Source organism: Schwartzia sp. (in: firmicutes) (assembly GCF_978017985.1).
This window is the reverse complement of record NZ_CDXDFU010000039.1, coordinates 1-5,322: the sequence shown is the minus strand read 5'-3', so window position 1 is coordinate 5,322 and position 5,322 is coordinate 1. Positions and strand designations below refer to the sequence as shown.

At 48.5% G+C, this 5,322-nt stretch carries 5 protein-coding genes and 1 rRNA gene; 5 read left to right on the top strand and 1 reads right to left on the bottom strand.

The features are described from left to right. Positions 1-458: 458 nt before the first annotated feature. The 5 genes from ACY69O_RS01930 to ACY69O_RS01910 are packed head-to-tail and all read left to right on the top strand — an operon-like array spanning position 459 to position 5,082. A complete protein-coding gene (locus ACY69O_RS01930) occupies positions 459-1,772 on the top strand; it encodes a circularly permuted type 2 ATP-grasp protein (RefSeq protein ID WP_462331785.1) in 1,314 nt (437 codons plus the stop codon). Next, entirely contained in the window at positions 1,754-2,425 is a 672-nt protein-coding gene (locus ACY69O_RS01925) for an alpha-E domain-containing protein (RefSeq protein WP_462331784.1), read from the top strand. The genes ACY69O_RS01930 and ACY69O_RS01925 overlap by 19 nt, the downstream gene beginning before the upstream one ends. 12 nt (positions 2,426-2,437) lie before the next feature. Continuing rightward, positions 2,438-3,214 carry a transglutaminase family protein gene (locus ACY69O_RS01920; protein ID WP_462331783.1) on the top strand — a complete coding sequence of 259 codons (777 nt, stop codon included), beginning with the start codon at positions 2,438-2,440 and terminating at the stop codon, positions 3,212-3,214. Between the two features lie 9 nt (positions 3,215-3,223). Then, positions 3,224-4,156, top strand: a complete 933-nt coding sequence (locus tag ACY69O_RS01915) for a M14 family metallopeptidase (RefSeq protein ID WP_462331782.1) — start codon at positions 3,224-3,226, stop codon at positions 4,154-4,156. Further along, positions 4,153-5,082, top strand: coding sequence for a M14 family metallopeptidase (locus ACY69O_RS01910; protein ID WP_462331781.1), 930 nt, complete (start codon positions 4,153-4,155; stop codon positions 5,080-5,082). Before ACY69O_RS01915 ends, ACY69O_RS01910 begins: the two co-directional genes overlap by 4 nt. Positions 5,083-5,173: 91 nt before the next feature. Here the strand turns inward: ACY69O_RS01910 and rrf are convergent. Next, positions 5,174-5,290: ribosomal RNA gene (gene rrf, locus ACY69O_RS01905) — 5S ribosomal RNA — on the bottom strand. Positions 5,291-5,322 lie beyond the last annotated feature (32 nt).

The window sequence follows — 5,322 nt, the reverse complement described above, 5'->3', positions numbered from 1 at the left end:
TTATAACGCCTTAGTTCTAGTTTTGCCACAGGCAAAACTTCCTCTGTCAGCGTTTCAACGAGACAAAATGAAAATTTTGACGAGTTATAATGCCTTTAATCACAGTTTGCTATAGGCAAACTCTCCTCTGTCAGCATTTCAACGAGGCAAAAATGAAATTTTAACCGAGTTATAACGCCTTAGTTCTAGTTTTGCCACAGGCAAAACTTCCTCTGTCAGCGTTTCAACGGGGCAAAATGAAAATTTTGACGAGTTATACATTATTTGATATATTTTTTCCTTAGAAAATCTGTGCAATCAAAAAAGAAAAGTTTACAACTTTACACATAATATCGAAAAATATGATTGACAAAAAAACATGTTCAGCTTATACTTCAAGTATCGGTTTTGTGATAAAGCAGGACAAAGAAGTCTTCCGACTTCTTTGTCCTGCTTTTGTTTTTTAGGAAAGGGTGAGAATGATGAAAGAGTTACTTGTTCACAGCGCGGAAATCAATGAGCAGTTCGCACGCTACGGCGTTAAATTCGGCATCTACAAGGACGGCAGGTTCAAGGAACGTCTTTTCCCGTTTGATCCCATACCGCGCATGATCGGACAGAAGGATTTCAAGGCGCTTAAGACAGGACTGGCGCAGCGTGTCAAAGCGCTGAATTATTTCATAGATGACATTTACCACGAGAAAAAAATTATCCGCGACAAAGTCGTTCCCGAGGAATTTGTCTACCGCTCTCCCGGCTATCTTGCACAATGCGAGGGCGCAACTCCGCCGAAATCGGTATATAGCCACATTTCCGGTATCGATTTGGTGCTTGGAAAAGACAATGAATGGTACATACTGGAGGATAATCTCCGCATTCCTTCAGGGGCTTCCTATCCTCTCATAGCAAGGTCGCTGTGCAGACGGTGCAGCCCCGACACCTTCCATCGCAACAAGGTGGTGGACAACCGCAACTACGGCAGTCTTTTGAAGCGTACCATGGATTATGTGAACACAGGCGGAATCAACGTAATATTCACTCCCGGCCGATACAACGCGGCGTACTTTGAGCACGCCTATCTTGCAGAGCAGTCAGGAGCAATGCTGGCAGAAAGCGGCGACCTTTTCGTAGATGACAGGAAGCTCTACTACCGCGCCAACCGCGGTCCTGTACGCGTGGGAGCTCTCTACCGCCGAGTCAGCGACGAATATATTGACCCGCTTTTCTTCGAACCGTCCTCCTTAATCGGAATACCGAACCTTATGGACGCATATCTTGCCGGAAATATAGCAGTAATCAACGCACCCGGAAACGGTGTTGCCGATGACAAGGGAATCTACTATTTCGTTCCGAAAATGATTTCTTACTACCTCGGGGAAGAACCGATTCTCAAAAACGCGCCTACGTACCTTCCGTTCTTCGCGCAGGATATGTCCTACGTGATTTCAAACATAGACCGCCTCGTTATCAAAGATGTGGCGGAAGCAGGAGGCTACGGCGTAATCTTCGGAGACAGCCTTTCTTCCTCCCAGAGAAATGACTTGAAAAAAGCCATTCGCGTATCACCGCGGCGCTTCATCGCTCAGGAGGTCATAGATTTTCAGGGAATGCCTCTTTCAGACGGAGATACTCTTGTAGAAAGAAAAGCCGACCTACGCGCCTTTGTGCTCTGCGGCGAAGATGTCACTGTATGGCCCAGCGGACTCACGCGATTTTCGAGGAATCCTGACAGCTTTGTCGTGAATTCCTCGCAGGGAGGAGGTTTCAAGGACACATGGATAATATGTCAGTAAACAAAATGTCCCGCCTTTTTTGGCTTGGACGCTATTATGAACGAATCTCCTCCACAATTTCCTATCTGTGGAGCTGGTACGACAAAATGATTGACGGAAAGCCATTGGATTACCCCGCCTTCTGCAAAGCGCTTGAAATAAAATGTGACTACGAAAGCGTGGAGGATTTCATGCAGAGCTACGTTTTTGACGGAAGCAATCCCGACTCCCTGCGCTCGGCCGCAGATACTATGCTGGGAAACGGAATGATGCTCCGTGAAACCATAGGCAGCCGCACACTCGCGTATCTTGAACTGGCGGTCAATGCCTTTGAAACCGGAAAGGACAGCGTAACGCCAACTCTTCCCCTGCAAAGGGTCATAGACTGCATAATGGCATTCCGTGGCAGCTATGATGACCGCATAGACGATGAAAACGTGCGAAACATTATAAAATGCGGTGCCGGTATAGAACGACTGAGCCTGTACCTCCGCCTTAACTTGAGAACTGACCGCATTCATTCTGAAGTGCTGAGGCTTGTAAAGCAGATAAACCAGACAAGCCTCGTGCCTTCTCAGGAGGCTCTGCGCGTTCTGCTAAAGGTTCAGCCTGAAATCTCCCCCGAGGAACACGGAGTGATACTTGCCGCAACAGAAAATTTATTCAGCCTGTGAGGAGTGATTGTTATGGGTTGCGAACTTTCCTTTTATTTCGACACGAAAATCGAATTTTCCACAGCAGTAACCAAGCATAATTTCCTGCTTCGCTGCATTCCCGCAGAAATGCCGGAGCAGAGGATTTTGTCATACAACCTGTCAATTCTGCCCGACGGCGCTGCAACAAGCATGGGAGAAGATCCCTTCGGAAACAGATACTGCACAGGCCATGTGGAAAAGGAACATGATGAACTCAGGTATACGCTGCAGGGAACGGCATACCGTGATGACTTTATGCGCCACGAGTCCACTCCCGAGCCTTTTTATCTTTATCCCTCTCCGCTGACCCAGCCAACAAAGGAGCTCAGGGAGTTCTTCGAAACCCTCCCCAGCTCCGGCAGTCCGCTGGAAATTGCAACGGAAATTTCCGATATGGTGCATGGGCATTTCTCATATACACCCGGGGCAACCTCCGTATCTACTACCGCGGGAGAAGCGTACCTGCAGGCAGAAGGCGTCTGCCAGGATTACGCCCATGTTTTTATAACCCTGTGCCGCATGGCGGGAATACCTGCACGCTATGTCAGCGGTCTTTCCGTTGGAGAAGGCGCCAGCCACGCATGGGCGGAAATATGGGACGACGGCTTTTGGTACGGCATAGACCCCACACGAGGCTGCGCAGTCCACGAAGGCTATCTGAAACTCTGCGTTGGAAGAGATTACAGCGATTGTCCGCTTGAGCGCGGCGTATTTTCAGGCGGAGCCGACCAAACACAGACAGTCTTTATGAAAGTATCCGATGAATGAGGCGATGAAATGACAGAAGAAGTAATATCCGCTGAACTGTCCGTCGGCGAAACCCTGACCATACAGAAGAACCGTATTGAAGGGACGAATCCCTCAAGCCACCGTCTTGCCGTTGTAACGGGAACCCACGGTGACGAGCTTGAAGGACAGTATGTAGCGTGGCAGCTTGCGCGGACTCTTGCCAAAAAGAAAAAATCCTTATGCGGCACAGTTGACATATATCCGGCGCTGAATCCTCTCGGAATCAGCACAATCTATCGCGGGCTTCCCGGCTTTGACCTGGATATGAACCGTATATTTCCGGGCAGCCCTGACGAAACAATGTACGAATATATTGCCGACGGCATCATACAGGACATTCGCGGAGCCGACCTCTGCATTGATATCCATGCCAGCAACATATTTCTTCGTGAAATCCCACAGGTCAGGATAAACGAAAAGACCGCTGATATTCTCACGCCGCTGGCCAAGCATCTCAACATGAACTTTATATGGGTACACAGCGCCGCCACCGTACTAGAAAGTACGCTCGCGTACAGTCTGAACTCGCTGAACACGCCGACCCTCGTCGTGGAAATGGGCGTAGGTATGCGTATAACAAGAAACTACGGCGACCAGCTGATAACAGGAATCCTTTCTGTCATGCGTCATCTCGGTATGCTCGCAGAATCAGCGCCCCCCGTCGCCCCTCCGATTATCAGCACTGACGGCAGCGTCAGCTTTGTGAACGCCAACGAATCCGGCTTCTTTATTCCTCAGGTAAGACACGCTGACCGCGTGGAGCAGGGCCAGCTTTTGGGACTGATTGCAGACCCTATGAACGGCGGAACAAAGGAAAAGCTTTTAAGCCCCGTAAGCGGTCTTGTCTTTACGCTGCGTGAATATCCTATTGTAAATGAAGGCTCGCTGATTGCAAGAATACTTGGAGGAACTTCGGCATGAGAAAAGAAACACTTTTTACAATAGATGCGCTGCCATACCGTCAGCCAATCCCCGTTTACGGATATTACTTCGGCAATGAAACAAAAACCCTTGCAGTCATGGGCGCAATCCGCGGCGATGAATTTCAGCAGATGTACACGGCAGCGCGGCTCATCAAACGTCTTTCGGAACTCGAAAAGCAGGGACGCCTATCCGATAAATGCGGAATACTCGTTATTCCCTGCGCAGGACAGTTCTCCATGAACGTAGAGCACCGTTTCTGGCCTTTGGACAACACTGACATCAACAGAATGTTTCCCGGATATAACGCAGGAGAAACGACACAGCGGCTTGCCTCGAGAATTTTTGACGCGCTCAAGGGCTATTGTTGGGGCATTCATCTTACAAGTCTTTATCTGCCGGGAGATTTTGAACCTCATATCCGCATAATGGATACCGGACTCCAAAAGAATGAAACAGGCTTGGATTTTGGGCTTCCATATCTTGTAATCAGAACTCCGCATCCGTACGATACAACAACACTCAATTATAACTGGCAGGTGTGGGAAACAAATACCTTCTCCCTTTACACCCGCGCAACTGACTCCATAGACGAGAAAAGCGCCAATGAAGCAATAAACAGTATCCTGCGTTTTCTTGCAAAACGTGAAATGATTGATGAAAAGGATATTGCTCCCGGTGTCGAAACTCAGGAGCTTAACGAAAAAAATCTTGTGACGGTACATAACAAACGTGGAGGAATACTTCTGAGACAGCACAGCCCCGGCGACAAAATCACACGCGGCGAAGAAATTGCCCAAATCATAGACCCATATACCTCAGAAGTGCGAGAAAAAATATTCTCCCCTTCGGACGGAGTAATATTCTTTGCACGCCATGCGCAGATACTGCCAAGTCATACGGTCGTTTTCCGTATTATCGCATAAAAAAGACGTACACAATTAAGTGTACGTCGGATAGGGCGAATATTTTTCTAAATACTAAAAGGACGTGTACCTCAAAGTACACGTCCTTGTCAACCGGCAGCTTCCTATCCTCCCAGGCCGTCTCCAGCCAAGTACTTTCGGCCTCTACGTGCTTAACTACTGTGTTCGGAATGGGAACAGGTGGATCCACGTAGGCATCGTCACCGGATATTCTGTTGAAAGATTGCTCTCTCAAAACTA

Excerpts from the sequence above, each read along its gene's own strand:
- ACY69O_RS01915 (WP_462331782.1), top strand. The coding sequence starts at position 3,224 with ATGACAGAAGAAGTAATATCCGCTGAACTGTCCGTCGGCGAAACCCTG.
- ACY69O_RS01920 (WP_462331783.1), top strand. The coding sequence starts at position 2,438 with ATGGGTTGCGAACTTTCCTTTTATTTCGACACGAAAATCGAATTTTCC.
- ACY69O_RS01910 (WP_462331781.1), top strand. The coding sequence starts at position 4,153 with ATGAGAAAAGAAACACTTTTTACAATAGATGCGCTGCCATACCGTCAG.
- ACY69O_RS01925 (WP_462331784.1), top strand. The coding sequence starts at position 1,754 with ATGGATAATATGTCAGTAAACAAAATGTCCCGCCTTTTTTGGCTTGGA.
- ACY69O_RS01930 (WP_462331785.1), top strand. The coding sequence starts at position 459 with ATGATGAAAGAGTTACTTGTTCACAGCGCGGAAATCAATGAGCAGTTC.